The 23977-nt window shown below is 51.6% G+C and carries 23 protein-coding genes and 1 tRNA gene; 9 read left to right on the top strand and 15 right to left on the bottom strand.

Annotated features, from left to right (window positions below):
- Positions 1–100: 100 nt before the first annotated feature.
- Entirely contained in the window at positions 101–376 is a 276-nt protein-coding gene (gene yidD, locus KNP67_RS12190; protein ID WP_082665786.1) for a membrane protein insertion efficiency factor YidD, read from the bottom strand.
- Between the two features lie 202 nt (positions 377–578).
- Here yidD and KNP67_RS12195 point away from each other — a divergent pair, with 202 nt between their 5' ends.
- Positions 579–1361 (top strand): pyrroline-5-carboxylate reductase family protein, encoded by a 783-nt coding sequence (locus KNP67_RS12195; protein ID WP_214756692.1) that lies wholly within the window; start codon positions 579–581, stop codon positions 1359–1361.
- 37 nt (positions 1362–1398) lie between these two features.
- Here KNP67_RS12195 and KNP67_RS12200 read toward each other — a convergent pair whose 3' ends face one another.
- The 6 genes from KNP67_RS12200 to KNP67_RS12225 all read right to left on the bottom strand — a co-directional run bounded on the left by KNP67_RS12200 (position 1399) and on the right by KNP67_RS12225 (position 4278).
- Positions 1399–2103 (bottom strand): DUF554 domain-containing protein, encoded by a 705-nt coding sequence (locus KNP67_RS12200; protein ID WP_021065260.1) that lies wholly within the window; start codon positions 2101–2103, stop codon positions 1399–1401.
- Positions 2104–2262: 159 nt separating this feature from the next.
- Positions 2263–2335: transfer RNA gene (locus tag KNP67_RS12205), tRNA-Val, on the bottom strand.
- Positions 2336–2422: 87 nt separating this feature from the next.
- Positions 2423–2980, bottom strand: coding sequence for a GNAT family N-acetyltransferase (locus tag KNP67_RS12210; protein ID WP_029596076.1), 558 nt, complete (start codon positions 2978–2980; stop codon positions 2423–2425).
- Positions 2981–3047: 67 nt separating this feature from the next.
- Positions 3048–3362 carry a DMT family transporter gene (locus tag KNP67_RS12215; protein WP_021065258.1) on the bottom strand — a complete coding sequence of 105 codons (315 nt, stop codon included), beginning with the start codon at positions 3360–3362 and terminating at the stop codon, positions 3048–3050.
- A complete protein-coding gene (locus KNP67_RS12220) occupies positions 3359–3688 on the bottom strand; it encodes a DMT family transporter (RefSeq protein ID WP_214756710.1) in 330 nt (109 codons plus the stop codon). Before KNP67_RS12220 ends, KNP67_RS12215 begins: the two co-directional genes overlap by 4 nt.
- Positions 3689–3699: 11 nt before the next feature.
- The gene (locus KNP67_RS12225; protein WP_021065256.1) at positions 3700–4278 is read right to left on the bottom strand and encodes a TetR/AcrR family transcriptional regulator; all 579 of its coding nucleotides are present in this window, start codon (positions 4276–4278) and stop codon (positions 3700–3702) included.
- Between the two features lie 126 nt (positions 4279–4404).
- Here KNP67_RS12225 and KNP67_RS12230 point away from each other — a divergent pair, with 126 nt between their 5' ends.
- Positions 4405–5187 carry an alpha/beta hydrolase gene (locus KNP67_RS12230; RefSeq protein ID WP_214756693.1) on the top strand — a complete coding sequence of 261 codons (783 nt, stop codon included), beginning with the start codon at positions 4405–4407 and terminating at the stop codon, positions 5185–5187.
- A gap of 41 nt (positions 5188–5228) precedes the next feature.
- Here the strand turns inward: KNP67_RS12230 and KNP67_RS12235 are convergent, their stop codons facing one another.
- Positions 5229–6467 carry an aminopeptidase gene (locus KNP67_RS12235; protein WP_214756694.1) on the bottom strand — a complete coding sequence of 413 codons (1239 nt, stop codon included), beginning with the start codon at positions 6465–6467 and terminating at the stop codon, positions 5229–5231.
- Between the two features lie 113 nt (positions 6468–6580).
- Between KNP67_RS12235 and KNP67_RS12240 the strand changes: the two genes are divergently transcribed.
- From KNP67_RS12240 to KNP67_RS12250, 3 genes are all read left to right on the top strand, one after another.
- Positions 6581–6988, top strand: coding sequence for a YkvA family protein (locus tag KNP67_RS12240; RefSeq protein WP_214756696.1), 408 nt, complete (start codon positions 6581–6583; stop codon positions 6986–6988).
- An 88-nt stretch (positions 6989–7076) separates the two neighbouring features.
- Positions 7077–7943, top strand: coding sequence for a YitT family protein (locus KNP67_RS12245; protein WP_214756697.1), 867 nt, complete (start codon positions 7077–7079; stop codon positions 7941–7943).
- 100 nt (positions 7944–8043) lie between these two features.
- Positions 8044–10647 (top strand): putative bifunctional diguanylate cyclase/phosphodiesterase, encoded by a 2604-nt coding sequence (locus KNP67_RS12250; RefSeq protein WP_251130865.1) that lies wholly within the window; start codon positions 8044–8046, stop codon positions 10645–10647.
- A gap of 40 nt (positions 10648–10687) precedes the next feature.
- Here KNP67_RS12250 and KNP67_RS12255 read toward each other — a convergent pair whose 3' ends face one another.
- Positions 10688–12757: an alpha-amylase family protein gene (locus KNP67_RS12255; RefSeq protein WP_251128747.1), complete on the bottom strand. Its 2070-nt coding sequence runs from the start codon at positions 12755–12757 to the stop codon at positions 10688–10690.
- A 164-nt stretch (positions 12758–12921) separates the two neighbouring features.
- Here KNP67_RS12255 and KNP67_RS12260 point away from each other — a divergent pair, with 164 nt between their 5' ends.
- A complete protein-coding gene (locus KNP67_RS12260; RefSeq protein ID WP_251130866.1) occupies positions 12922–13542 on the top strand; it encodes a hypothetical protein in 621 nt (206 codons plus the stop codon).
- A 35-nt stretch (positions 13543–13577) separates the two neighbouring features.
- Here KNP67_RS12260 and KNP67_RS12265 read toward each other — a convergent pair whose 3' ends face one another.
- Both KNP67_RS12265 and KNP67_RS12270 read right to left on the bottom strand, forming a co-directional pair.
- Complete coding sequence (locus tag KNP67_RS12265) at positions 13578–15611, bottom strand: heavy metal translocating P-type ATPase (RefSeq protein WP_214756699.1); 2034 nt, start codon at positions 15609–15611, stop codon at positions 13578–13580.
- Positions 15612–15716: 105 nt separating this feature from the next.
- On the bottom strand, positions 15717–16091 hold the full coding sequence (locus KNP67_RS12270) for an ArsR/SmtB family transcription factor (protein ID WP_021065247.1): 375 nt from the start codon (positions 16089–16091) through the stop codon (positions 15717–15719).
- A 146-nt stretch (positions 16092–16237) separates the two neighbouring features.
- Here KNP67_RS12270 and yhfH point away from each other — a divergent pair, with 146 nt between their 5' ends.
- On the top strand, positions 16238–16396 hold the full coding sequence (gene yhfH, locus KNP67_RS12275) for a protein YhfH (RefSeq protein WP_021065246.1): 159 nt from the start codon (positions 16238–16240) through the stop codon (positions 16394–16396).
- A 34-nt stretch (positions 16397–16430) separates the two neighbouring features.
- Here yhfH and KNP67_RS12280 read toward each other — a convergent pair whose 3' ends face one another.
- The 3 genes from KNP67_RS12280 to KNP67_RS12290 form a co-directional block, all read right to left on the bottom strand.
- Positions 16431–16775: a fluoride efflux transporter FluC gene (locus KNP67_RS12280; RefSeq protein WP_029596084.1), complete on the bottom strand. Its 345-nt coding sequence runs from the start codon at positions 16773–16775 to the stop codon at positions 16431–16433.
- A complete protein-coding gene (crcB, locus tag KNP67_RS12285; RefSeq protein WP_131472420.1) occupies positions 16772–17176 on the bottom strand; it encodes a fluoride efflux transporter CrcB in 405 nt (134 codons plus the stop codon). Before crcB ends, KNP67_RS12280 begins: the two co-directional genes overlap by 4 nt.
- A gap of 90 nt (positions 17177–17266) precedes the next feature.
- Positions 17267–18469 carry an ornithine--oxo-acid transaminase gene (locus KNP67_RS12290; RefSeq protein WP_029596085.1) on the bottom strand — a complete coding sequence of 401 codons (1203 nt, stop codon included), beginning with the start codon at positions 18467–18469 and terminating at the stop codon, positions 17267–17269.
- A gap of 156 nt (positions 18470–18625) precedes the next feature.
- Here KNP67_RS12290 and KNP67_RS12295 point away from each other — a divergent pair, with 156 nt between their 5' ends.
- The gene (locus KNP67_RS12295) at positions 18626–20668 is read left to right on the top strand and encodes a bifunctional diguanylate cyclase/phosphodiesterase (protein WP_029596086.1); all 2043 of its coding nucleotides are present in this window, start codon (positions 18626–18628) and stop codon (positions 20666–20668) included.
- A gap of 41 nt (positions 20669–20709) precedes the next feature.
- Here the strand turns inward: KNP67_RS12295 and KNP67_RS12300 are convergent, their stop codons facing one another.
- Positions 20710–22113 (bottom strand): basic amino acid/polyamine antiporter, encoded by a 1404-nt coding sequence (locus KNP67_RS12300; protein WP_021065241.1) that lies wholly within the window; start codon positions 22111–22113, stop codon positions 20710–20712.
- 224 nt (positions 22114–22337) lie between these two features.
- Between KNP67_RS12300 and KNP67_RS12305 the strand changes: the two genes are divergently transcribed.
- Positions 22338–23966, top strand: coding sequence for a peptide ABC transporter substrate-binding protein (locus KNP67_RS12305; protein ID WP_214756700.1), 1629 nt, complete (start codon positions 22338–22340; stop codon positions 23964–23966).
- The last annotated feature ends 11 nt before the right edge of the window (positions 23967–23977 follow it).

A 23977-nucleotide genomic window follows, 5' to 3' on the forward strand; every position in this document is an offset into this window, starting at 1 on the left:
TACACCTCTATTTTTTCAGAATACTTAGAAGATTGTCAAAAGTATTGTAATAAAACAACGATTTGATTTTTAAGCTGTATCTAAAACAGCGAGCCGCCGATTAGACGTCTCGCTGAGAAGGGGGTTTTTCACGTTGTAAAGGGGCGCGCCAATCAAATTCATCCGGCACGTAGTCGAGTCCGCCCGAATGGAACGGTTGGCACCGCATTAAGCGGCGAGTCGTCAAATACCCACCTTTAAGGGCACCATGCTTTTCAATCGCCTCGATTCCATAGTGCGAACACGTCGGATAAAAACGGCAAGTCGGCGGTTTCAACGGCGAGATGAACCGTTGATACCCTTGAATCCCCCGCACTAACACTCGTTTCACTCTCATCGCCTCCAGTTTGATTACTGCCATAATAGCTTGCCCGGGCCAGCTTGTCATCTATGGCGCATGCGACAATCAAATGACAAACCGCTCATCTTTTTTTCCTTTGTTTTACAATTTGAGCACGATGGGCGCTATTTGTTGCGTCATTTGTTATGATAAGCAACATGTATATATACGACCGAATCTATATGAAGAGGTGACGAGAATGAATATTTTAATGGTAGGTGCAGGATCGATGAGTGAGTCACTCGTACGCGGATGGCTTGCCTCTGGTGTGTCGCCTGAACAAATCACGATGACGAACCGGAGTGACCGGACCCGTTTGACAGCGTTACAGGCCGAGCTCGGCGTGCAAATCGTCGACGAGGAAGATGTCAACGCGTATGACATCGTCGTCCTCGCGATGCAACCGGACGGGGTCATTCCTTACGTGCAATCTAAAACGTGGAGCACACCGCTCCTCGTCTCCGTAGCAGCTCATATCGAACCGAGCGAGATTGAAGAGGCGTCAGGTCTCCCTGCCGTCTGCGCGATGCCGAATACCCCAGTCGCTTATCGGAGCGGGATGACCGGACTCTGGTTCGGCCCAGAGACCGATGATACGGTCCGTGAGACCGCGACGGCGCTGTTTGAACGCGTCGGACGGACGGCCGTGACGGATGCGAAGAAGATGTCCGCCTTCATGGCTGCCGCCGGATGCAGCCCCGCTTTCTTTTATGAAATCGTCGGTTCGATGACGCCCGTCTTGACCGATGCCGGTTTCGATGAAGCGACGGCGCGCCAAATCGTCGCCCAGGCGATGAAAGGATCGGCTGAACTGTTGCTTCACGAGACACGGCCGACGAACGACTTGATTGCGGACGTGGCCGCGCCAGACGGTCCGACCGACCGCGGTGTCGGTGTGCTCCGCTCGCGCGATTTAGCAGACGTCATGGCTTCTGCCCTTCGCGAAAGTGCGAGAGAAGAAGTCGAACAACCGAAGAATTGAAAAAATCCGAGAAACGCATCGCGTCTCTCGGATTTTTTTATTGGACGATATGTAAAATCGAGACGATGACCGCGACCATCAAGATTCCCGGCAATAAGTTCGCGACACGAATCCGCGTGATGCCGACCAAGTTCAACCCAATCGCGACAATCATGACACCACCGGTCGCCGTCATCTCTAAAATAAAGTCATCCATGAGCGACTCCGGGATGAACTTCATGATTTGAATGGCGAGCAAGGCGATTGCTCCTTGGTATAAGAGTACCGGGACGGCCGAGAACATGACCCCGATGCCGAGCGTCGAGCTGAGGACGAGTGCCGTGAAACCGTCAATCAATCCTTTCGTATAGAGGACGTCATGATCCCCGCGCAATCCGCTGTCGAGCGCGCCGATGACAGCCATCGCACCAATGACGAAGATGAGCGTCGCCGTGATGAAGCCTTCGGCGATACTTGACTTACTCTTGCCCCCGAGGCGGCGTTCCAATTGATAGCCGACCTCGTTCAACTTCTCATCGAGCTTCCACCATTCGCCGAGTGCAGCCCCGATGACGAGACTGCCGATGACGATTAAAAAGTTCTCACTTTTCATCCCCATTTGAACGCCAAGCAAGACGACGGCGAGACCGATGGCTGCGGTGACCGTCTCTTTCATTCGTTCGGGGATGCGGTGAAACAAGAGTCCAAGTAATGTGCCAATCACGATCAACGCCGCGTTGACGATTGTTCCGGTTAAGACCATCGTATAATTCCCCGTTTCTGTATGTATTGAGAGGAATATACCAACTGTTTATGTAGGCTGTCAATTGAAAGAAAAACAAAAAAAAAGCCACTTCTCGCAAGAAGTGGCGTCGCGGAAACCCACGTTCCTATGGGTTTCGCATCGGGTTTGGCACCCAAGTGATTCTGACTGGGCTCGAACCAGCGACCTCTACCCTGTCAAGGTAGCGCTCTCCCAGCTGAGCTACAGAATCAGGTCGTGTCCTCTCTTAAGGACACTATTAATATATCAAGAAACTAATGCCTTGGCAACTGTTTTTTAAAACTTTTTTTACTTTTTTTTAACGCGTCATTTCTTCCCGTTTCATATGGCGGCACAACCGTTCTAAATCACCGGCATATACCGAGACGAGCATGCCTTGATATTCGGTATCCCGATCCCAATGCAGTCCGTTCGCTTTCGCGACCCGTTGCGATGGGACGTTATCCGGATGAATCAAGGAAATGATCTCTTTCTCACCTTCTTCGAACGCATGACGCATGAGACGAGCCGCTGCCTCGCGTCCGTAGCCCATATGCCAATGCTTCGGCGCCAACCAATATCCGACTTCAAGTTCAATCGTGCCGTCGAGTTCATGGAGCAACGTGCCGGCATGACCGATTGGCTCGTCATTTTCATGCGACATCAATTTGAGCAACCCGGTTTGACGACCCGTCTGATAGCGGGCCAACTGGCGCTCGAACCATTCGATCGTCTGTTCATCCGTATATGGCTTTCCATCCGGGCTAATGAAACGCATCACGCGCGGATCTTGGAGTAGCGATTTCACGAAATAAAAATCAGCAATCGTGTAAGGTTCGAGTCGTAGACGCTCGGATTGCAGTTTGATATGACTCATCGTCCCCGCCCCTTTCGTTCACAGTCTGAACTATTTAATTCCCGTTTTTATTCGAAGCTAATCCTGATCACGCGACAACTTTTAATCCGATGACACTCCCGATAATAAGCAATAAGAAGAAGATACGCCACCGGTCCCGCGATTCGTTCAAATACAGCATGCCGAGCACGACGCCGCCGGCCGCCCCAATCCCGACCCAAATCGAATATGCCAGCCCGAGCGGGAGCGTCTCGAGCGAGCGCGACAACAAATAAAAACTTAAGGCAAACGTTCCGACGGACAAGATCGACCATTTAACAATCTGATAGCCTTTCGATTTTCCCATCCAAAAGACCGCCATCATCTCGGCAAGACCCGCGCCAATCAAAAATACCCAACTCATGCCGATTCTCCTCCTGTCACTTGTTTCAGTCCAATCACACCGATGAGGAGCGTCGCGATAAAGACGAGCTTCATGCCGGTCAGCGCCTCATCGAACAAGACTGCACCGACGATGACCGTTCCGACGGCCCCGATGCCGGTGAACACTGCATAACCGGTCCCGGCCGGTAACGTCCGGAACGACATCGCCAACAACCCAAAGCTCACAACTAATAAGAGAACGGTCACGGTGCTCGGACCGAGCACCGTGAAGCCGTTCGACAGTTTCATCGTCGTGGCCCAGACGATTTCAAGCAGGCCGGCTAGAATGAGCCAAACCCAGGCCATTTGATCTTGTTTCATGTCCATCCGACTCCTTTCTTATAGATGGTGAATGCGGCCTGTTGCCGCTTGACGCGATTCGTCTCGAGCGTGAAGAGTGAGATGAGCGCGCCGTCGAGAAAACAATAGTAGGCATCGTAAACGTCCTCGAGCGACTGTTCGGGTAACGCCCCTTGCTCCATCGCCAATCGAAACTGTTCTTTCTCAAACGCTTGCAAGTCCGTCTCGACCGACCCGAGCGTCGTCTCGATGAACAATCGCAATTCAGGAGGCGGGACGAGCAACATCCGCTTCGTCAGCATCCATGTCTCCTCTTCTTCAAAGAAGCGAATCAACGTCTCGACGATGGCCTCGATCCGTTCGAGCGGTGCCGCGCCCTCAGTGGCGTCCCGCGCTTCTCGCCAGACGCGATCGTAACGATCTGCCATGTCCTCGACGACTTGTTTGAACAATTGCTCTTTTCCTTCGATATGGGCGTATAGCGACGCTTTCTTAATGCCAACATCCTCGGCGAGTGCCGCTAATGATAGTCCTTCATACCCTTCAAGCGCAAAGCGCCGCCGTGCCGCCAGCTCGATTCGTTGTTTCGTATTCATCCGTCATCGACCCCTTTCTTCATTATCACTTTACCTAACGAACGGTAGGTAGTCAAGTGTCGCGATTGCATTTCTCGTCCACACCCGGCAAACTAAAACCAGTTGACTGCGAAAGGAGCGCTTTATATGCTCGACCAATTCAGCTTCACCTTACCGACCGAGGCCATACGTGGCCGGAAGCGGATTGTCCGTGTCTATCGTCCCGACTTCGTGTCGGCTGACGAACGAATCCCGGTCCTCTATATGCACGACGGTCAAAACGTGTTCGACGGCAAGACCGCCACGATCGGCGAAGGTTGGTCAATCGACCGCCACATCGAGGACTTGCAATTGCCGCTCATGGTCGTCGCCATCGCGAGTGCCCCGGACTGGCTCGACCGCTACGATGAGTATTCGTTTTATGAGGATGAGATGCTATATCGCCGAATCGGGCCGGAACTCGCCAAGACACGGCCCACGCTCGGCGGGAGAGGTCGGGCTTACGCCGACTGGCTCATGAAAGATTTGAAGCCGTGGATTGATGAACGCTACGCGACCGACCCGGACGACGTCGGCGTGATGGGCAGCTCGATGGGCGGGGTCATCTCGCTCTATATGATGACGGCCTATCCGTCCATCCGGCGCGTCGGCTCGCTCTCGACAGCCGCTTGGGCCAATCTCGACTCCCTCATTCGGGATGTGAAGCAGGCCGATGTGACGGCGCGCCTCTATATGGACATCGGGACGAACGAGACGAGCGGACCGATCACGCCCGAGGATTACCTCTATACGAACGCGAAACTCGTCGAGACTGTCGCGCGAACAGGGATTGCCTTCCGCTATGAAGTCGAGCCCGGTGCCGTCCATAATGAAATCGCGTGGCGGCGTCGGCTACCGAATGCCCTCGCCTTCCTCTATGAATTGACATAAAAAAGAGACGAATTCCACGAAGGGATTCGTCTCTTGCTTGATTAAATGACCCAGTTGCCGTCACGCATGATGGCTTCGCGTGAACCGTCTTCGAGTTCACCGTCGATGTTCATCTCGGCCGAGCCAATCATGAAGTCGACGTGTGTCATCGAGTCGTTCGCACCGTTCTCGGCGAGCTCTTCAGCTGACATTTGTGGTCCGCCTTCGAGACATGTCGAGTAGGCGCGTCCGAGCGCCAAGTGGCATGATGCGTTCTCGTCGAATAACGTGTTATAGAAAAGGAGACCCGAGTTCGAGATTGGTGAGTCGTCCGGCACGAGCGCAACTTCTCCGATACGACGCGCCCCTTCATCGAGGTTCAACAACTCATCGAGTGCCTGTTGGCCTTGTTTCGCTTCCGCCTTCACGACTTTCCCGCCTTCGAACCAAAGCGTGAACCCATCAATCAAGTTGCCGCTGTAGCTGAGCGGTTTCGTGCTCGAGACGTGTCCTTCGACCGAATCTTTATCAGCGAGCGTGAACACTTCTTCGGTCGGCATGTTGGCGATGAAATCGACGCCGTCGATGTTCGGACCGCCGCCGCCAAGGAAGACGTGCTTCTTCGGCAAGCCGATCGTCAATTCCGTGCCCGGTGCCTTGTAGTGGAGCTTCGCATACTTCTTATTCGTGAGTAATGTCGCTCGTTCACGGAGCGATGTGTCGTGCGTATCCCACGCCGCAACGACATCCGGTTGGTCCATTCGCGTCGCTTCGAAAATCGCTTTCCAAAGGGCCGGTACAGCGTCTTCACGGTCTGGGAAGACTTTCTTCGCCCATGCTTCCGAAGCGCCAGCGACGATTGACCAGCTGACATTGTCGCTCATGACATATTTGCGCCATTTCGCGAGCGCCACGCCGGCAGCACGGTTCGAGTCCGCGATGCGTGACGACTCAACGCCGTTCAGTGCGTCCGGGTCGTCGCTGACGATCGATAGGAACGCCGTCTTCTCTTCGGCCAATTGCTCAAAGCGGGCCTTGAGCCATTCCGGGTATTCTTTGAAAGCATCCGCCGGGGCGTTGAAGTAACGGACTTTCGTCGTCTCTTCGTCGCTCCAGTTGACATATACTTGTTTCGCGCCAGCTGCGTAAGCTGCTTTCACGATTTGACGGACGAGCGGTGCTTGGCTAATATCAGCTCGGACTTCGAGCTGTTGGCCCGGCTGAATGTTGACGCCTTTTTTGACGGCAAGCTCAGCGTAGCGGGCAAATTCTGCCTCAGTCGGCATGGTTACAGTAGACATATGTACAGTTCCTCCTTTTTCACTTATTTCTATTTTCTTAAATTTTCGGAAAAGTTGCAACCAAATCGCAAAAACGGGCATATTAGTAGATGAAGACAGAAGGAGGAATATACATGTCAGATTGGAAAACAACGTACACACACTTTTTAACGAGCGCGACCGAGGACTATACCGACAATGAAACATTAGGTGACCTCTTGGTCCAAGGCGAACTCGCTCTCGCTAAAGTGACGGTCGACGTCGCTTCGAACGAGATTAGCAATATCGAACGGGAAGAAGAACTGACGCTCTACTTCCAAATGAAACAGTTGCTCAATATGTTGCGCGCCCTCTATAACGACCAGTTCGAGATGCAGCCAGACAAACAGCACGCCCTCGTCGCCGCCGTCCTCTACTTCGTATCCCCATTCGATGCGATTCCGGATGACGCTCCGCTCGGCTTATTCGATGACGCTCAAGTCATCGATTACGTTCATGAACAGCTCGCAAGTGATATCGACCGCTTCCATAATGAATTGTAATCAATCGTCCCTTGAAATTCCGACATCGTCGGAGTACGCTTGAATGAGTTTATGTCAAAGGGGGGCGTATGGCACCTAGCCATGATCTATGTACGCAAAAACTAGAAAACGGATCGCCGTCGAAACGACCTTGTTCCTCATCGCCGGAACGATTTTACAATCCATTTTTGTCGGACTACTGCTCAAACCAAATGAAATCGGGACGGGGGGCATCGTCGGGATCACGTTGATCGTCAATGAATTGTTCAACACGCCAATCGGGTTCACGCAACTCGTCTTGAACATCCCACTCTTCATCGTCGGAATTAAATATCTCGGAAAACGGTTTATCCTTATGACCGGGCTTGTCGTCGTCTTGTCATCCATCTTGATTGACACGCTACCCGTGCTCATCCCACCGACCCCGCTCGATGACCCGCTCGTCGCCTCGGTGTTCAGCGGAATCGTCTCTGGGCTCGGACTCGCCTTGCTGTTATTCGCAGGCGCTTCGACCGGAGGACTCGACATTCTCGGGAAAGTCATTTATACGAACAACCGGAACTTATCACTCCCGAAAATCTTTTTGACACAAGATCTCATCGTCTATATCCTCGTGTTCATCACGTTCGACATTAAAGCGGTCATGTATGCGCTCGTCCTCAGTTTCGTCCGGTCGCGGACGTTGTTGACGATTCACCGGTTCTTCTCGGCGCAAAAGCAGTGTTTCATCATCTGTAAGAAAGCCGATGAAATCAACCTCGTCATCAAGCAGAACTTGAAACGCGGCGTCACGATTATGGACGCGACCGGCGGTTACTCGAACGACTCGAAGAAGATGTTGTATGTCGTCGTCCAGAATAACGAGATTCCAAAACTGCGTCAAATCGTCTCCGAGATTGATTCAGAAGCGTTCATCACCGTCTCTGAAATCGATTCGGTCGTCGGTAACTTCAAAGAACATTCGTATACACTTTAATCGACAGCAACTTGCTGTCGATTTTTTTGTGTAACAAACGCATGAACAATCCGATAATAATGGTGAGCCTCTTAGACATATACAGAAGGAGGTGCATGAGTTGACCAACCACTCGTTGCGCCAAACAGTCCCCGCTTTGCTCGTCGGGACCTTTTTTCTCGGACTTTTATTGATTCTGTTCACCCCTTACGCCTTGAGGGAGACAAGTTTGTTCGTCTATTTCACGGCGGTCACTCTCATCGCGACCGTCTTTAGCGCGACGGCCGTGTTTCAAAATCAAGGGATGCGACGCTACATACATTTACTGATTAGCGCCGGCAATGTCTGCTTCATCGCTTATTTGGTCGGACACCATTTTGGCGCATCGACAACAATCAACCATATGCCGTTCATTCAGAACTTTTTTTATTTGATTATGTCGCTGATTGTCATCACGCAATCGATTGAAATTCGGACATTGAAACTGCGAACGTTCGACATTTTCGCCTTGTTCAGCTTCCTGTTGATTGGGGCGTTGCATCTGTTCGTTTATTCGAACGACGGAGCACGTTATGCGGCTCATTTGAACGGGTTTGAAGAACAGATGGTGTTGATTAGTCTCTACATGATGCTCGGCTTCCTGTACTTGAATCGCATCACCTCGGTCGGCCAAACGTTCCGTGTGTTCTTGTTGATCGGCATTCTCGGCTTCACGACTGCCTCGATTTTGAACCAATTGCTCATCTTCAACGGCATCGGCCATGAGTTGGTGCACCTGCTTCAAGTGAGTAGCATCTTTATCATTTCAATCAGCTACGTGTTCGATGAATCGAGAGAAGATGCCCTCGTCTATGACTCCGTGTTCGACTACGTCGTCTATAGCGCAATCGTCATGCTGTTCATGCTCGCCTCCGATCGGTTGCTCGGTACATCCGTGCTCGATTCGATGACGGCGAACGCCGTCTTGTTGCTGCTCATTCGTCAGTTCGTCGTCGCCAAGCAAAATGCCTTGATCAGCCACCGTTTACATACCGTCAACACCGACCTCGAAGTCGCAGTGACGACGAAAGCACATGAGCTTGAAATTCGGGAGCAACAGTATCGGTCCCTGTTCGCCTATCATGCCGAACCGATTTTCTTGTTCGACCTTCACGGTGAAGTGTTGTCCGTAAACGAGGCCGGCAGCTCGGTGCTCGGTCATGACACAGAGACACTCATCGGTTCCAACATATTAGATATCATCGAACAAAAAGACCGGTCCGCCTATGCGACCGTATTGCACGATTTAACGAACGGTCGCCCCCGGACGCTCGACGTCGATGTCGTCACCGAAGACGGGGCGAAACGGGTGTGGCAGTTGATGAATATTCCAATGATTATCGACGGCGAAGTCGAAGGCATCTATGCGATCGTCAAGGACATCACGCAAATGATCGTCCAACAAGAACAGATTTATTATCAAGCGAACCATGACAGTCTAACCGGGCTTCATAACCGCTACGCCCTGCAAGAACAGATTGAACGGCTGATCGCGGAAGGACGTCCGTTCTCGCTCATGTTCTCCGACCTCGACGGTTTTAAAGAAATTAACGACCAGTTCGGCCATCATATGGGTGACGAGTTGTTGCAACATATCGGTAAACGTCTGCGGGGCGCCTTGTTGCCGAACGAGTATGCGGGCCGGCTCGGTGGTGACGAATTCATCGTTGTCGCCGAGCATGACGACGATGAGATGCTCGTCGAACGGTTACGGCGCTCCGTCTATCGTCCGCCGTACTTCATGGGCGGGACGCTCGTCGAGATTCACGCGTCCATCGGTATCGTCCGCTATCCTGAACACGGTTCGACGCTCAAGCATTTGCTGTCGAACGCCGACCTTGCCATGTATAAGGCGAAGGACAAAGGACGCAACGAGACCGTTTTTTTCGCTCCTGAATTACGGGCCCACAAAGAAGAGCGCAAACTGTTGATGGAAGGGCTTGATACCGCCCTCGAGAAAGGCGAGATCTCACTTTATCTTCAGCCTCAAGTTGACGCTTCGACGAAAGCCATCATCGGGGCCGAGGCGCTCATGCGTTGGCAACGAGATGGCGTCTTCATCCCGCCAAGCCAGTTCATCCCGATTGCCGAAGAGACGGGGCATATCCATGATCTCGGCCGCTGGATGATTCATGAAACATTCCAATTGATGTACGCATTCGAGCAAGGCGATATCGATTTACCAAAACTATCGGTCAACCTATCCGTCCGCCAACTGTTCGATGAGCACTTAATCGAATATTTGACGACGTTATTCGAACGGTTCCCGATTGAACCTGGCCGACTTAACTTCGAGTTGACCGAGACGGTCGCGGCCCATCAATCCGACCGCGTGTTGACACGGATTCTCGAGTTGAAGGCGCTTGGCATCAAACTGTCGATCGACGATTTCGGTACCGGCTACAGCTCGCTCGCCTACCTCGTCCGCTATCCAATCGATGAGCTGAAAATCCCGCGCGAGTTCACGATGCAACTCGAAGAAAACCGGGAGTATCAGACCGTCACCGCGACCATCGTCGCGATGGCCCGGCAACTAGGGATGGCACTCGTCGCTGAAGGTGTCGAGACCGAGTATCAAGAGAATTTCTTACGGAAAATCGGCTGTGATTCGATGCAAGGCTATCGCTATGCGAAACCGATGCCACTCGATGAGTTTGTTATTTACTATATGAAGAAGACGATGTAACGAACATGCCCCGAATCGGTATCCGGTTCGGGGCATTTGCTCATTTCATCTCATAAATCTTCACTTCGCCCGGCTTCAAATCGACCCACAGGTCCCAATTCTCATCGAACGAATGCTCGGCGTACGGCCATGACGTCGGTGAGTACACCATCTCGGCGAAACGGCTCGCGTTCCAGTTGCGGCGTCGCACCCCGTCGAGCGGGACTTTCCCTTGCAACGGTTGGTGCATATCCGTATTGGCCACGACGAGAAGCGTCTCGTTCGTATCCGGACGCAACCAAGCGAGGCCGATGAACGGGGCATCCATATGTGCCATGGCGAGCGGTTCGAAATGACTCGGGTTGACGAGGACGTCCAACCAACGACGACGCACCTCGGCCACTTGATGCATCAGTTCGATCATCTCGTCTCGCTCCGGATGATCCCAATGGAACTGGTACGCATCGAAGAAAGCAAGCTTTCCAAAGTACGGATCGGTCGGGAAGAGTTGATACGCTTCTTCCGGTCGGCAGTCGAGCCCGGTGTTCATCGGCTGTGTCTCATACAGTTCGAGTCCAGAGTTCGTCATCGGGATGCCGTTCGGTACGAAGCCGTTCAAGACGGCGAGCAAGCGACTCGCCTGCCGTCCCCCATCTCGTGTCGCGATACGGCGCGTGTCTGCCGTTTCTCCGGCCGCAAACACCGGTAACGGTAAGAAGCGCGAGTCATATACGAACTGGTGCGTCTCATGTGTATCAAAGCGTGGCTCTTTATAGAACCCGTACCCGATAATCATGTTATAGCCCGCTTCTTTCGCCGCCCACGCACCGATTTCAATCAATTCTTCAGCGATGAAGCTGAAGTTGGCGTCGAGTTCACGCGGTTGCTGTAGAATCCGTTGCGCCAAATCGACCGGCAAGGCGTGCCCCATGTCGATGCGAGCTCCATCAATCCCATATTCACGCTGATAGTGCGGAATGATGTCGGCGAGCATCGCCCAGAGCGGCTCGTTGATTTGATCGCCTCGGAATTGATTCGATTTGATCGAGTCGAACAAGATATAAGGTGCCAAGTTCGCTTCGCTCACGTAAGGTGCTGCCGCTGTCGGGTGGTCCAAGAACAGACGGAAATACGTCACATCTGACCATGGTGGCTGCGGATCATTGATGCAATCGGAGAAGGCTGGAGCGGTCGTCAAGCCGAACTCGCGCTCGATGACGGCAAGCAAGTTCTCTTCTGGATGCTCGAGCAAGTACGCTCTCACCGTCTCCCACTTGTCCGCATCGACGAGATTCGGTGCCATCGAGAAGCGACGTAAGTGCGCCCAGACGTCTTCTGACCCATAAATCATAGGTAAGAAAGCATGCTCTGGTTTCACGTTCTCACCAATTCCTGGTACGTGCGGCGGATGATAGTAATCGAGTTCGGTCACCGGAATCCAATAAAACCATTCCGGATTTTCGAGAATGAGTCGGTTGTCACGAGCACATGTACGCGGGATGACATCGATGACGACACGAATCCCCACCATGTGACATGCTTCGACGAACGCCGCGAACTCTTCTTCGACCGTCAAGCCGTCTCCGGTCAACGTCTCTTTCAGTTCCTCATCGATTCCAAAAAAGTCTTGCACGGCATAAGGAGAACCAAATTCGCCTTTTTTGTTTTTATGACTGTGTTGCGAGATTGGCAATAAGAACAACGTGTCGATTCCCATGTAAAGGAGATGCGGAATCAACGCGAGCGTTTTGACGAACGTCCCTGTGTCTTTCATGCCGATCGAGTTCTCCATTTCGACATAGCCTGATCCATCATGATCCCATGATGTCGACGTCCGGACTTGCATCGAGTAGACCGATGCCCGCTTGATCCAATCGCCGCCAGTTTGCAAATATCCGTCCGCTTGGGCGACCGATTGATGGTAACCCCGTCCGTCGACCGCATGGGGAAGAATCGCTTTTTCAATCGTCTCGATCAAGAAATCATATGGATTGACCCGTTCGACCCCATCACGTACAGGCTCTGAAGCGAATTGCAGCCGGTTCCATAACGTCGGAATCTCATAATGGACGTTCGTTCGTTTTTCTTTCAAGACTTGGTGCAACTTGATTAACGATGAGTTCTCTGGCATGTGTATTCTCCTTATGAATAAAATCGTTCCTCTATCATTGTAAACGATATCAAGAAACGCATTACTATATTTTTATACCTTTACCCGAAATTTTCCTTTTCCAAAAAAATATTTTGCGACGAAATCGGTAAATAATGTACGATTGTATGGAAGGAGGGATGACCATGTCCCAACGAAAATGGCTGACCGTACTCATTTCGTTATCCGTCTTATCCATCCTCGTTCTCGCTAGTTTCGCCTTTCAACTTCGAGACACGAGACATCAACTCGAGTCGATTCATAGTCAACGCCTCGATTCCTATGATGCCATCGAAGAGATCATGTATTTTAACATTGAACGAGCCAACGCCATTCGCGGGTTGCTCGCCTACGAAGACCGGCGTTTTTTAGAATCGTATTACAGTATGTCCCAGCAAGCTGAAGAGTTGAAGACGTCGATCACGAACGACCCGCACACACCGAGCTCGCTGATTGATTTGCTCCATCGCGACGGGATTTGGGAGCAAGGGGCTGATCAAGTGCTCGTCCTCTATGAAAGGGGCGACATCGAAGCCGCGACCGACCTCGCTGAAACGATGACTGATCAACGTCAAACGATTCTCGAAGATTTGCGTGCCTTAAAAAAGATGCAGTATGACGACATCCGCAAACAATTGATTGCGACGGAGAATCAAATCGATGTGCTAATGCAAGCGCTCACGTCCATCGCCATCCTCCTTAGCGCTGCGATTATCGTCATTTTATTTTTGATTTTCAAAACACGCAAAAAGAACCGACCCCAGTGAGTCGGTTCCCAGCCTCGAGCATGCTCGAGGTTTTTTTATTTGGCGTGAATCAATCGGGCGGCATTTCCGATAGCGAGTAAGGCGACCCCGACATCGGCAAACACGGCTTCCCACATCGAGGCGAGTCCGAATACGCCGAGTAAGAGGAAGAGCGCCTTCATCCCGAACGCGAACGTAATGTTTTGCCAGACAATCCGTCGTGTCTTTTTGCTCAAATCAATCGCCGCCACAACATCGTGTGGGGCATCATTCATGAGAACAAGATCAGCTGCTGCGACCGCAGTATCACTACCGACACCACCCATCACGAGTCCGACATCAGCACGCGCAAGCGCCGCCGCATCGTTCAAGCCATCACCGACAAAAGCGACCTTGCCGGTTGTTGCCAACCGCTCGACTTCCGTTACTTTTTGATGTGGAAGCAACTCGCTGTACACTTCATCGATGCCAATCGCTGAACCGACGGCATTCGCGACCTCTTGCCGATCACCCGTCAGCATGACTGTCCGATATCCGTATTGTTTCAACGCACGAATCGTCTGTTCCGCATCCGCCTTCACTTCGTCCCTCAACTCGATTCGTCCGAGCCAGCGATCATTTTTCACGACATGCACAATCGTCCCCGATGTCTCCGTCGGGATCGAGCAGCCCAATTTTTTCATATAGCGGGCACTACCGACGTAAATGCGGTGTTCACCCTCTATAGCCATCAGTCCGTAACCCGGCTCTTCTTGGATTGTTGCGAACGGCGCGACCGGACCGGCTTGCTCGACGATTGCTTTTGCAAGCGGATGCGTCGAAGCCATCTCGACTCGGGACGCAAGTTGGAGCAACTCGTCCTTCGTCAGTTCTCCGTTCGTCGCGATATCCGTCACTTCAAAACGTCCCGTCGTGAGCGTTCCGGTCTTATCAAAGATAACCGTCTCAACTTCGGCGAGGACGTCCAAATACTCGCCGCCTTTCACTAAAATGCCACGCCGCGAGCCAGCACCAATTCCACCGAAATAACCGAGCGGAATTGAGATCACTAAGGCACACGGACAACTAATGACGAGGAAGATTAAAGCCCGGTACACCCACTCCTCCAAATTTCCGACAAACAATGGCGGGACAAACGCGACCACAGCCGCTAAAACGACGACGATTGGCGTGTACACTTTGGCTAACCTTGTAATCATCTGTTCCGTCTTCGCCTTGTTCATGCTCGCCTGTTCAACGAGGGCAATCATCTTTTGAAGACTCGACTCCGCAGCCGGTCGCTCGACCCGAACTTCGAGCCGTCCCTCGAGGTTGATCATGCCGGCCAATACGTCTTCACCAGGCCCGACTTGGCGTGGCAACGACTCTCCTGTCAGAGAAGCCGTATCCAGTGAGCTGTCCCCTTGTAACACCTGACCATCCATCGGCACTTGTTCACCAGCCCGCACTATGATGACGGAGCCGACCGTTACGTCCTCAGGTCGTTGCTCAACTTCTCGCCCCTCAACAAGAACGCGTGCGCGTGTCGGTTTCAAATTCAATAGCGATTGAATCGACCGCCGTGAAGCGTGGACCGCTTTCGCTTGGAAATACTCACCGAGTTGATAAAACAGCATGACGGCGACCGCTTCCGGATACTCCGAAATCGCAATCGCACCGACCGTCGCAATCGTCATTAAAAATTTCTCATCAAACCATTCCCGATGCCATACGTTACGAAATGCGGCATAGACGACATCATAACCCGCAACCACGTAGGCGATTCCGTACACGACAAGCGAATCGGTATACAGACCGACGAGCAGGAATGCGAATGCAATCCCGAACCGCCATAACAAGCGACTCGACATCGGTACTTCCTCATCATCTTTCACAAAATGAGCACCCGGTTCAATTCGCGCCATCGACGCTTCGATAGCCCGTAGCGTCTCCGTATGATCCTTCGAATCATTCCATTCGATAATCATTCGACTTCTCGCAAAATCAATCTGACAAGCGGCGACACTGTCCTCTCCCGTCACACTCTTCTCGATTTTGGCGGCGCAGTTCGTACATGTAATCCCTTCGACGGGCAATACATCTCGTTTCATCTTAATTTCGCCCCTTTTATATTCAAACGTTCATTTGAATATATCGTAACGCGGTCGCCTCACAATTACAACCGAAAAAAAAGCCGACTGGAATCCCAGTCAGCCTCACGTGTCTGATTCAGTCTCATCTTGCTCGGCGCTATGGGCCATCGCAATCTCGACGAGCAACCGGACGTGGTCATCGTCGAGCGAATAATAAACGACTTTTCCATCCTTTCGATATTTGACAAGTCCTTGCTCGAGCAATGTCCGTAAGTGATGGGACGCCGTGGCATTCGAATGTTTAATCACGGCCGCCACGTCACAGACGCACAGTTCCGCTTCGAGCGTGAGCACGTAGAGCACTTTAAGTCGGGTCGGATCGGCGAACGCTTTGAATAATCGACTGACCCGCGTCGCATCAAGATCGGTCAACGCTTGTTGTAATACCCCGACATCCTCATTCTGAATGGCAATCGTTTCGCATTGGGGTGCTTTCATCCATCTCACCTCATTTTCTATACTCTCATTCTAACAAAATCCGATTTATAAATCTGTTATATATTATTGTTGACTTATCACCCTCTGTTATAATACAATCAAAACAACATAACAGCTACGTTACTTAAATAAAGGGGGCAGTTACAATGAATGAATGGGCAAGCCGACTTGAATCTTCCGTCGAATTTTATCGGAAGTTACCGGACAAGACGTGTCAAGAGTGCGGGAAACAGATGGATGAGCAGTGCGAGTCTTACGAGAACACGTGCCCATCTTGTGCTGAAAAACTCCAACTTAGCGAATAAAACAATCCCTCGGAAACGTGTTCCGAGGGATTTGTCATGGCAGATGATAACCGAGATAGGCCGCCAGCAGACCAAGTACATAGGTCGCAAGCAAATACATCCCGAAACGAAGCCAGTCTTTGGCGACGAACCGCATCACTTCGAGCTTGAACGTCGAGAACGTCGTGAACGAACCGAGAAAGCCGACACCGAGTCCGAGCATGAGCGACGGGCCGGCACTCGACGCATATAAATAGCCGAGACAAAACGACCCACTCACATTGACGAACAGCGTCGCCCACGGGAACATAGATGTCGTCCATGTTTTGACGAGCTGACCAATGCCAAACCGTGCCATCGCTCCAAAGAACGCCCCCAGCATAATGATGGCGATCGTCATCGCACCACCTCTTCTCGCCTGAACTGTTTGAACCGACGCCGTCCGAACCAAAACCCGAGCCACGAACTGAACAGACCGAGCATAAGGCTTAGTGTCACGTAGAGCAAGGCCATGCCAATTGCGCCGGACTCCAGCAACTCAATCGTCTCCACACTGAACGTCGAGAACGTCGTGAACGAGCCGATGAATCCTGTTCCGACCGCGGTGACGACACTCGGGGAGAGTCGTCCGGACCGAAACAGAAAGTGTGTCAGCCAACCGAGCGCGAAACTGCCTGATAAATTGATGAGCAGCGTCCCGAGCGGAAACATACCGATCCAAAACGTCTCGATGCCTGTTCCGATCCCATAACGTGCCAAGGCACCGAGCGCTCCCGCCAAGCCGACGTATACATAGAGCATGGCCCCGTCTCCCTTCAAAAAAACACCTGCCGCGAGCACGTCGCGAGACAGGTGTTTAAGTCTGTATTCATTATAACAAGCGATGCGCAATCACGAAATAGCTGCTGGTGCGAACACGGCCGAGATGGCCTCGAACGCCTCATCGAGCTCCTCTTTCGTGATGACGAGTGGTGGTGCCAATCGAATCACCGTCTCATGTGTCTCTTTGCAGAGCAGGCCACGTTCTTTAAGCGCCTCACAGTATGGACGGGCTGCTTCCGTCAATTCGATCCCGATGAACAGACCGCGACCGCGCACATCTTTAATGAGCGGATTGTCGATTGATTTCAAACGGTCCATGAAATATGTCCCGAGTTCGAGGGAACGTTGTGGCAACTGCTCTTCTTCTAACACTTCGAGTGACGCGATCGACACGGCCGCCGCGAGCGGATTCCCTCCGAACGTCGAACCGTGTGAGCCTGGATTGAATACACTCAAGACGTTTTCATTGGCCGCCACACACGATACCGGGAACACGCCGCCCCCGAGCGCTTTTCCGAGAATATACATATCTGGCTCCACATCTTCCCATTCGATGGCGAACCATTTACCTGAGCGACCGAGCCCCGATTGAATCTCATCGGCCACGAACAAGACATTATGCTGCTGGCAGAGCTCACTGGCACGTTTCAAGTAACCAGCCGGTGGGATGATGATCCCGGCTTCGCCTTGAATCGGTTCGACGATGAACGCCGCCGTATTTTCAGTGATGGCCGCCTCGAACGCATCGATGTCACCATACGGCACGACTTTAAACCCTGGCAATAGCGGGCCGAATCCGCGTTGATATTCCGCTTCTGTCGACATCGACACCGCCGCCATCGTCCGGCCGTGGAAGTTGCCCGAGCAGACGATGATTTCCGCTTGGCCTGGGATTTGCTTCACTTCATACGCCCAGCGACGTGATGCTTTGACAGCCGTTTCGACTGCTTCCGCACCCGTGTTCATCGGCAACACCATCTCTTTGTTTGTAAGCGCTGCCACTTTTTTGTAGAAACGACCGAGTTGATCATTGTAAAACGCACGTGACGTCAGCGTGATTTTATCGGCTTGGTCCTTAAGCGCTTGAATGATTTTCGGATGACAATGACCTTGGTTGACGGCCGAATAGGCACTCAACATATCCATGTAGCGGTTCCCCTCTGGATCTGTCACCCAGATCCCCTTCGCTTCCGAGATGACGATTGGAAGTGGATGATAATTGTGCGCCCCGAATTTCTCTGTCAATTCAATCACTTCTTGTGTCTTTGACATTTGATTTCCCCCTTATCAAAAAACTATCTTACTCCTTCAGTATATGATGACCGTCTTTCTTTTGACAACGACCAACTTGCCCATTCCTCGGTTTGGCAAAATAAGGTACACTGAACGTAGAATACGATTCATTTGATGTAGATTGGAGGAAACAATGTGGCTTCATTGCGTGATTTGCCGATTGACGAGTTCATCGATGCTTTATCTGTCCCATGCTGTTACATCAATCTCGATGGCAACGTCCTGCTGTGGAACGAATATGCGGAAACGCTGTTCGGATGGGGACGAGACGAGGTGCTTCACCATCCGCTCCCTGTTGTCCAACACTTACAGGATGCGCTTGAATCCTGGTCACCGATGCTCCTTCAATATCCGTTCTCGACGACGGCGATGACGCCGTTCAAACATAAAAACGGATCAGTCGTCTATGCGACTGCTTATTTACAATCTTTTTTCATCAACGACTATACCGGGTACTTCCTTGCGTTCCTGCCGAAAGGGTTTGGGCCGCTCATCAGCACGGAACAGTTCAATCTGCTTCACCACTTTCAAGCGATGATTGAACAATCGACGTATTATTTGGCAACAAACGCTTACGGCGAGATTACAGAAATCAATCCGTTGCTATGCGGATTAATCGGCGCACCCGATCATCAATTCATCGGTCGTAACTGGTTCGAGCTCATCCATCCGTCATTTGAGAATCATCCGCTTGCCGAGGACGTGCTTCAAGCACTTACGACCGACCGCATCTGGAACGGTGAAATGCCCGTCCGTTCCGAGCGGCATGTCCGCAACATGTGTTGGCTCAATTTGACGGTCGTCCCGATTTTGAGTGATGAAGGCGAAATCGTACAGTATACCGCCTTCGGCTTTGACGTCTCAGATAAAAAGCGACTCGAGCAAGAGGTCAATTATCTCGCGTACCATAACGACTTGACCGGACTCTTGAACAAGAGAGGATGGCTCCGTCAGTACAGCCACGTGTTGACGGATGTCGATCAAGGAGATGGCTTGGTTCACGTCGCCTTGTTCGATATCGATCGCTTCAAAATCATCAATGAATCGTTCGGTTCACGCGTCGGCAACGAATTGCTCCTTCAAATCAAGGACCGGGCTGCGCAGTTCTTGCCTGAGACGAGCGTCATGTTCCATCCGTCGGGCGGTTTGTTCGGGTTGATTTTCTTTGAACAGTCGAAAGAAGAAGTGTTCCAGTTGCTGCGCCAACTGCAACATGAATTGCAGCGTCCGTTCCGGATTTATCATCACTCCATCATGGTATCGATTTCCATCGGGTGCGTCTTCTATCCGTCCGCCACATCTTCATTAGAAGAACTGTACACGCGCGCCGAGAGCGCCCTGTTCAAAGGCAAACGAATCGGTGTCGGGACGATCCAGTTCGTCACGAAAGATATGGACGATGCGTTTTCACGTCAAATCCATATCGAGAAAGCACTTTATCAAGCACTTGAAGAAAAACATTTCTATTTAGAATATCAACCAAAATATGAGTTAAAGACTGACACGCTCATCGGGTTCGAGGCGCTTCTCCGTTGGCATCATGATGAACTCGGACAGATCCCACCTTCAGAGTTCATCCCGCTCGCCGAGGAGATGGCACTCATCGTCCCAATCAACAACTGGGTCATTCTCGAGGCGGCCAAACAGTTGAAAGTCTGGCAGCAACTCGTCGACCGCCCGTTGTCGATGGCCGTCAACATTTCACCGAATCAATTCCGGAGCGACAGCTTCATCAATACGCTCCGGAATATCAAGCAACAGCTCAATTTGAACCCGTCCGACATCATCCTCGAGATCACCGAGAGTCTCGTCATGCAGCAGACGGACGAGATTATCGCCCGGATGGATCAAATCAAACGTCTCGATTATCGCCTATCCATCGACGACTTCGGGACCGGCTTCTCGTCACTGCAATACTTGAAGTCGTTCCCGGTCGACGAGCTAAAAATCGATAAAGTCTTCCTCGATGATTGGTTGACGTCGAAGTCACACTTACTCGATGTCATCGTCCACCTCGGCAAGAGCCTGAATCTGCACGTCGTAGCCGAGGGTGTCGAGGATCAAGAGATGCTCGACCACTTGAAACAAACCGCTTGCGACTCGTTCCAAGGGTTCTTGTACGCCAAGCCGCTTCCTCCAATTGAAGTCGTTCGCTTATTGACGGACAACAGTCAATGAAAAAAGTCATCGCGCGTCTCCCGACGTAAGATGACTTTTTATTATAGGCTAATTGTCGCCGTCCATAGTCCATAGACACCATACGTGGCTGCCAAGAGGATGACGACCGCAATCATGTATTGCAACCGGCTGAGGTACGGCCGGCCTTGTTCGCGTTCGGCCAACATGAAGACGAACACGCCTGGCGCGTACAAAATCATGGCGATGAGCATATACTCGACACCTGACGCATAAAGGAGCCAGGCCGCATAAACGGTCGCAATCCCGGACATGACGAGCATCGGGCGTGTTCCGGTCCGCCGTGCCTCTTTCCAACCGAACAAGGCCGAGAACAAATACGGCACGAGCGCCGCGATGCCGGCGATGCTCGAGAGCACCAAGTACGTCTGTTCCGAGAACAGGGCGATGATGGTGACGAGTTGCGTGAACGCTTGTGTGATGAACAAGGCACTCACCGGCGTCTCATTTCGATTGAGCCGATTGAACAGTTTCGGAAACACGCCGTCACGACTGGCGACGTACGAAATCTCCGTCGCGAGAATCGTCCAACCGAGCAAGGCACCCGAGAGCGAGACGAGGAGTCCGATGTTAATGATGGTCGCACCGACCGGTCCGACGACGGCCTCGAGCACATACGCCATCGACGGTTCCGAAAGTGCCGCGAGTTGTTCCTGGGTCATCACCCCGAACGATAAAATCGAGATCATCATATAAATGACAAGCGTTCCGACGAGTCCGATCACCGTCGCACGACCGACGTCTCGTTTGTGGCGGGCACGTGATGATAGGACGACCGCCCCTTCAATCCCGACGAACGCCCAAAGCGTCACGAGCATCGTCGACTTCACTTGCGGGAACACTTGTGACCAGCTGAATCCCGATTGACCCCAGAAGTCGATTTGGAACGTATCGATTCGAAACGCAAACAAGATGAGGACAATAAATAAAAAAATCGGGACGAGCTTGGCGATTGTCGTGACGATATTGAGTAGTGCCGCTTCTCTCATCCCGCGTGAGATAATCCAAAACAACCCCCAAATAACGACCGCGCTCATAAGTAAGCGGAACGTCCGGTGCTCGGCCGAAAAGATCGGGAAGAAGTAGCTGAGCGTGCTGAAGATTAACGTGATGTTCGCGACCGTCCCGATCCATGCCGACATCCAGTAGCCCCACCCGCTATTGAATCCGACAAACTTGCCGAATCCTTCTTTCGCATAGGCGTAAATCCCACCTTCAAGTTCAGGACGTGTATTAGCTAAAAATTGAAACACGAACGCGAGCATGACCATCCCGATACCGGTGATCGTCCATCCGATTAACACCGAACCGACTCCAGCACCTTGTGCCATCGCTCCCGGTAAATTAAATGCGCCTCCGCCAATCATCGTTCCAACGACCATGGCAGCGAGCCCAAAAAAGCCGATTCCGGCTGACTGTGACTTCATTTAAAACCCTCCACAAAAAGTTGACGTCTGACGAATAACTATACATCGATAATGTATAATCATTCGATGATTTCCTTATTCTACTGAAACTAATGGTGTTTAGATAGGTGTTTTACTAATGTTTATATTTTCGAATAATTTAAAAAATTTTATTGCGCATTCATCTTGTTTGTAGTTTAATTGCAATATATTCGAAACAATCAGAATTTTCGGGAGGTAACACGATGCGCAACAAAAAATGGTTAGCTTTATCGGGTGTCGCTTTGCTTGCGACAGCAGCATGTGGCGGCGGAGAAGAAACAACAGATTCGTCTGAAGGATCTTCATCAAGTGATGCGAAAAAGGAAATCACGCTCGTCTCGGCGACAGATTTACCACAGCTCGATCCGACGCTCACAACGGACTCGACGTCAATCATCGTGACGAACAACGTCTTCGAGGGACTGTATCGTCTGGATGAAAATAACCAACCGGTACCGGGAATTGCTGAAGACGTAGAAATTTCAGAAGATGGACTTACATACACCTTCAAATTGCGTGACGCGAACTGGTCAGACGGTTCACCGGTCACAGCTGAAGATTTCGTCTACTCATGGAAACGTGCCCTCAATCCTGAGACAGGTGCCGAGTACGCGTATATCCTTCAAGATTTGAAAAACGCCAATAAGATTCTCGCAGGCGAAGAAGAACTCGATACGCTTGGCGCGAAAGCGCTCGATGAGAAGACACTCGAAGTACAATTGGAGGCACCTGCCCCTTACTTCCTCGGGTTGACAGGATTCCCGACGTACATGCCGCAAAAGCAAGAGTTCGTCGAAGAACAAGGCGAGTCGTTTGCGACAGCTGTCGATAAGACACTTTACAACGGACCATACGTGTTAGATAGCTGGCAAGACAATGAAGGTTGGGTCTATAAAAAGAACCCTGAGTATTGGGACGCTGAAAACGTCAAGATGGATACGATCAACGTCAAGGTCGTTAAAGAAGTCGCGACGGGCGTCAACTTGTTCGAATCGGGCGAAGTCGATTACACGCTCTTGTCATCTGAATTCGTTCCACAATTCCAAGACTCGGATGAGTTCAAGACACGTGCCGACGCACGAATCAACTTCCTTCGTTTCAACCAGAAGAACGAATCACTTCAAAACGTCAACATTCGTGAGGCACTCGCAAAAGGCTTCGATAAGCAAGGCGTCACAGACGTCATCTTGACGGACGGTTCACAGCCGGCCAACTATATCGTCGCGAAAGACTTCACGTTCACAGAAGATGGAGCTGACTTCCGTGAGAAGTATCCAGACCTTCAAAGCTATAACGTCGACGAGGCGAAAGCTGCATGGGAGAAAGGTCTTGCCGAACTCGGTGTCGAGACAATCGAACTTGAGTTCCTCTCACGTGACGAAGAAGCGTTCAAGAAAGTCAACGAGTATATCAAAGGTGAGCTCGAGAAGAACCTTCCTGGCCTCACAATTAACATTAAGCAACAGCCGTTCAAAAACTTCCTTGAACTTGAAGGCGCTGGCGACTATGACGTCTCCGCTGCCGGTTGGGGCCCTGACTATCAAGATCCGATGACGTACCTCGACATGTGGGTCACAGACGGTCCGTTCAACCGCATGGCTTACTCGAACGACGAGTACGACAAGTTGATTCAAGGCGCGAAACAAGAAGCCGATCAAATGAAACGTTGGGAAGCGATGCAAGAAGCCGAACGCATCTTGCTCGAAGATGATTTCGCGATCGCACCGATTTACCAAAAAGGTGAAGCTTACCTTGAGCGTTCAAACATCGAAAACATGTACCGCCACCCGTTCGGAGCTGACGCTAGCTTCAAATGGTTGGACGTCAACTAACCCACAAACCC

It is taken from the genome of Exiguobacterium sp. s157 (genome assembly GCF_018618205.1).
Taxonomy (GTDB): domain Bacteria; phylum Bacillota; class Bacilli; order Exiguobacteriales; family Exiguobacteriaceae; genus Exiguobacterium; species Exiguobacterium chiriqhucha.

Bases quoted from the DNA above. Each gene is read 5' to 3' on its own strand.
- KNP67_RS12225 (WP_021065256.1), bottom strand. From the start codon at position 4,278: ATGAATACGAAACAACGAATCGAGCTGGCGGCACGGCGGCGCTTTGCG.
- KNP67_RS12210 (WP_029596076.1), bottom strand. From the start codon at position 2,980: ATGAGTCATATCAAACTGCAATCCGAGCGTCTACGACTCGAACCTTAC.
- crcB (WP_131472420.1), bottom strand. From the start codon at position 17,176: ATGCTCTATGTATACGTCGGCTTGGCGGGAGCGCTCGGTGCCTTGGCA.
- KNP67_RS12200 (WP_021065260.1), bottom strand. From the start codon at position 2,103: ATGGTCTTAACCGGAACAATCGTCAACGCGGCGTTGATCGTGATTGGC.
- KNP67_RS12195 (WP_214756692.1), top strand. From the start codon at position 579: ATGAATATTTTAATGGTAGGTGCAGGATCGATGAGTGAGTCACTCGTA.
- KNP67_RS12260 (WP_251130866.1), top strand. From the start codon at position 12,922: ATGTCCCAACGAAAATGGCTGACCGTACTCATTTCGTTATCCGTCTTA.
- KNP67_RS12305 (WP_214756700.1), top strand. From the start codon at position 22,338: ATGCGCAACAAAAAATGGTTAGCTTTATCGGGTGTCGCTTTGCTTGCG.
- KNP67_RS12300 (WP_021065241.1), bottom strand. From the start codon at position 22,113: ATGAAGTCACAGTCAGCCGGAATCGGCTTTTTTGGGCTCGCTGCCATG.
- KNP67_RS12245 (WP_214756697.1), top strand. From the start codon at position 7,077: ATGTACGCAAAAACTAGAAAACGGATCGCCGTCGAAACGACCTTGTTC.
- KNP67_RS12270 (WP_021065247.1), bottom strand. From the start codon at position 16,091: ATGAAAGCACCCCAATGCGAAACGATTGCCATTCAGAATGAGGATGTC.
- KNP67_RS12255 (WP_251128747.1), bottom strand. From the start codon at position 12,757: ATGCCAGAGAACTCATCGTTAATCAAGTTGCACCAAGTCTTGAAAGAA.
- KNP67_RS12215 (WP_021065258.1), bottom strand. From the start codon at position 3,362: ATGAGTTGGGTATTTTTGATTGGCGCGGGTCTTGCCGAGATGATGGCG.
- KNP67_RS12240 (WP_214756696.1), top strand. From the start codon at position 6,581: ATGTCAGATTGGAAAACAACGTACACACACTTTTTAACGAGCGCGACC.
- yhfH (WP_021065246.1), top strand. From the start codon at position 16,238: ATGAATGAATGGGCAAGCCGACTTGAATCTTCCGTCGAATTTTATCGG.
- KNP67_RS12235 (WP_214756694.1), bottom strand. From the start codon at position 6,467: ATGTCTACTGTAACCATGCCGACTGAGGCAGAATTTGCCCGCTACGCT.
- KNP67_RS12220 (WP_214756710.1), bottom strand. From the start codon at position 3,688: ATGGCCTGGGTTTGGCTCATTCTAGCCGGCCTGCTTGAAATCGTCTGG.
- KNP67_RS12290 (WP_029596085.1), bottom strand. From the start codon at position 18,469: ATGTCAAAGACACAAGAAGTGATTGAATTGACAGAGAAATTCGGGGCG.
- yidD (WP_082665786.1), bottom strand. From the start codon at position 376: ATGAGAGTGAAACGAGTGTTAGTGCGGGGGATTCAAGGGTATCAACGG.
- KNP67_RS12265 (WP_214756699.1), bottom strand. From the start codon at position 15,611: ATGAAACGAGATGTATTGCCCGTCGAAGGGATTACATGTACGAACTGC.
- KNP67_RS12280 (WP_029596084.1), bottom strand. From the start codon at position 16,775: ATGACGATCGCCATCATTATGCTGGGGGCGTTCTTTGGAGCGATGGCA.
- KNP67_RS12230 (WP_214756693.1), top strand. From the start codon at position 4,405: ATGCTCGACCAATTCAGCTTCACCTTACCGACCGAGGCCATACGTGGC.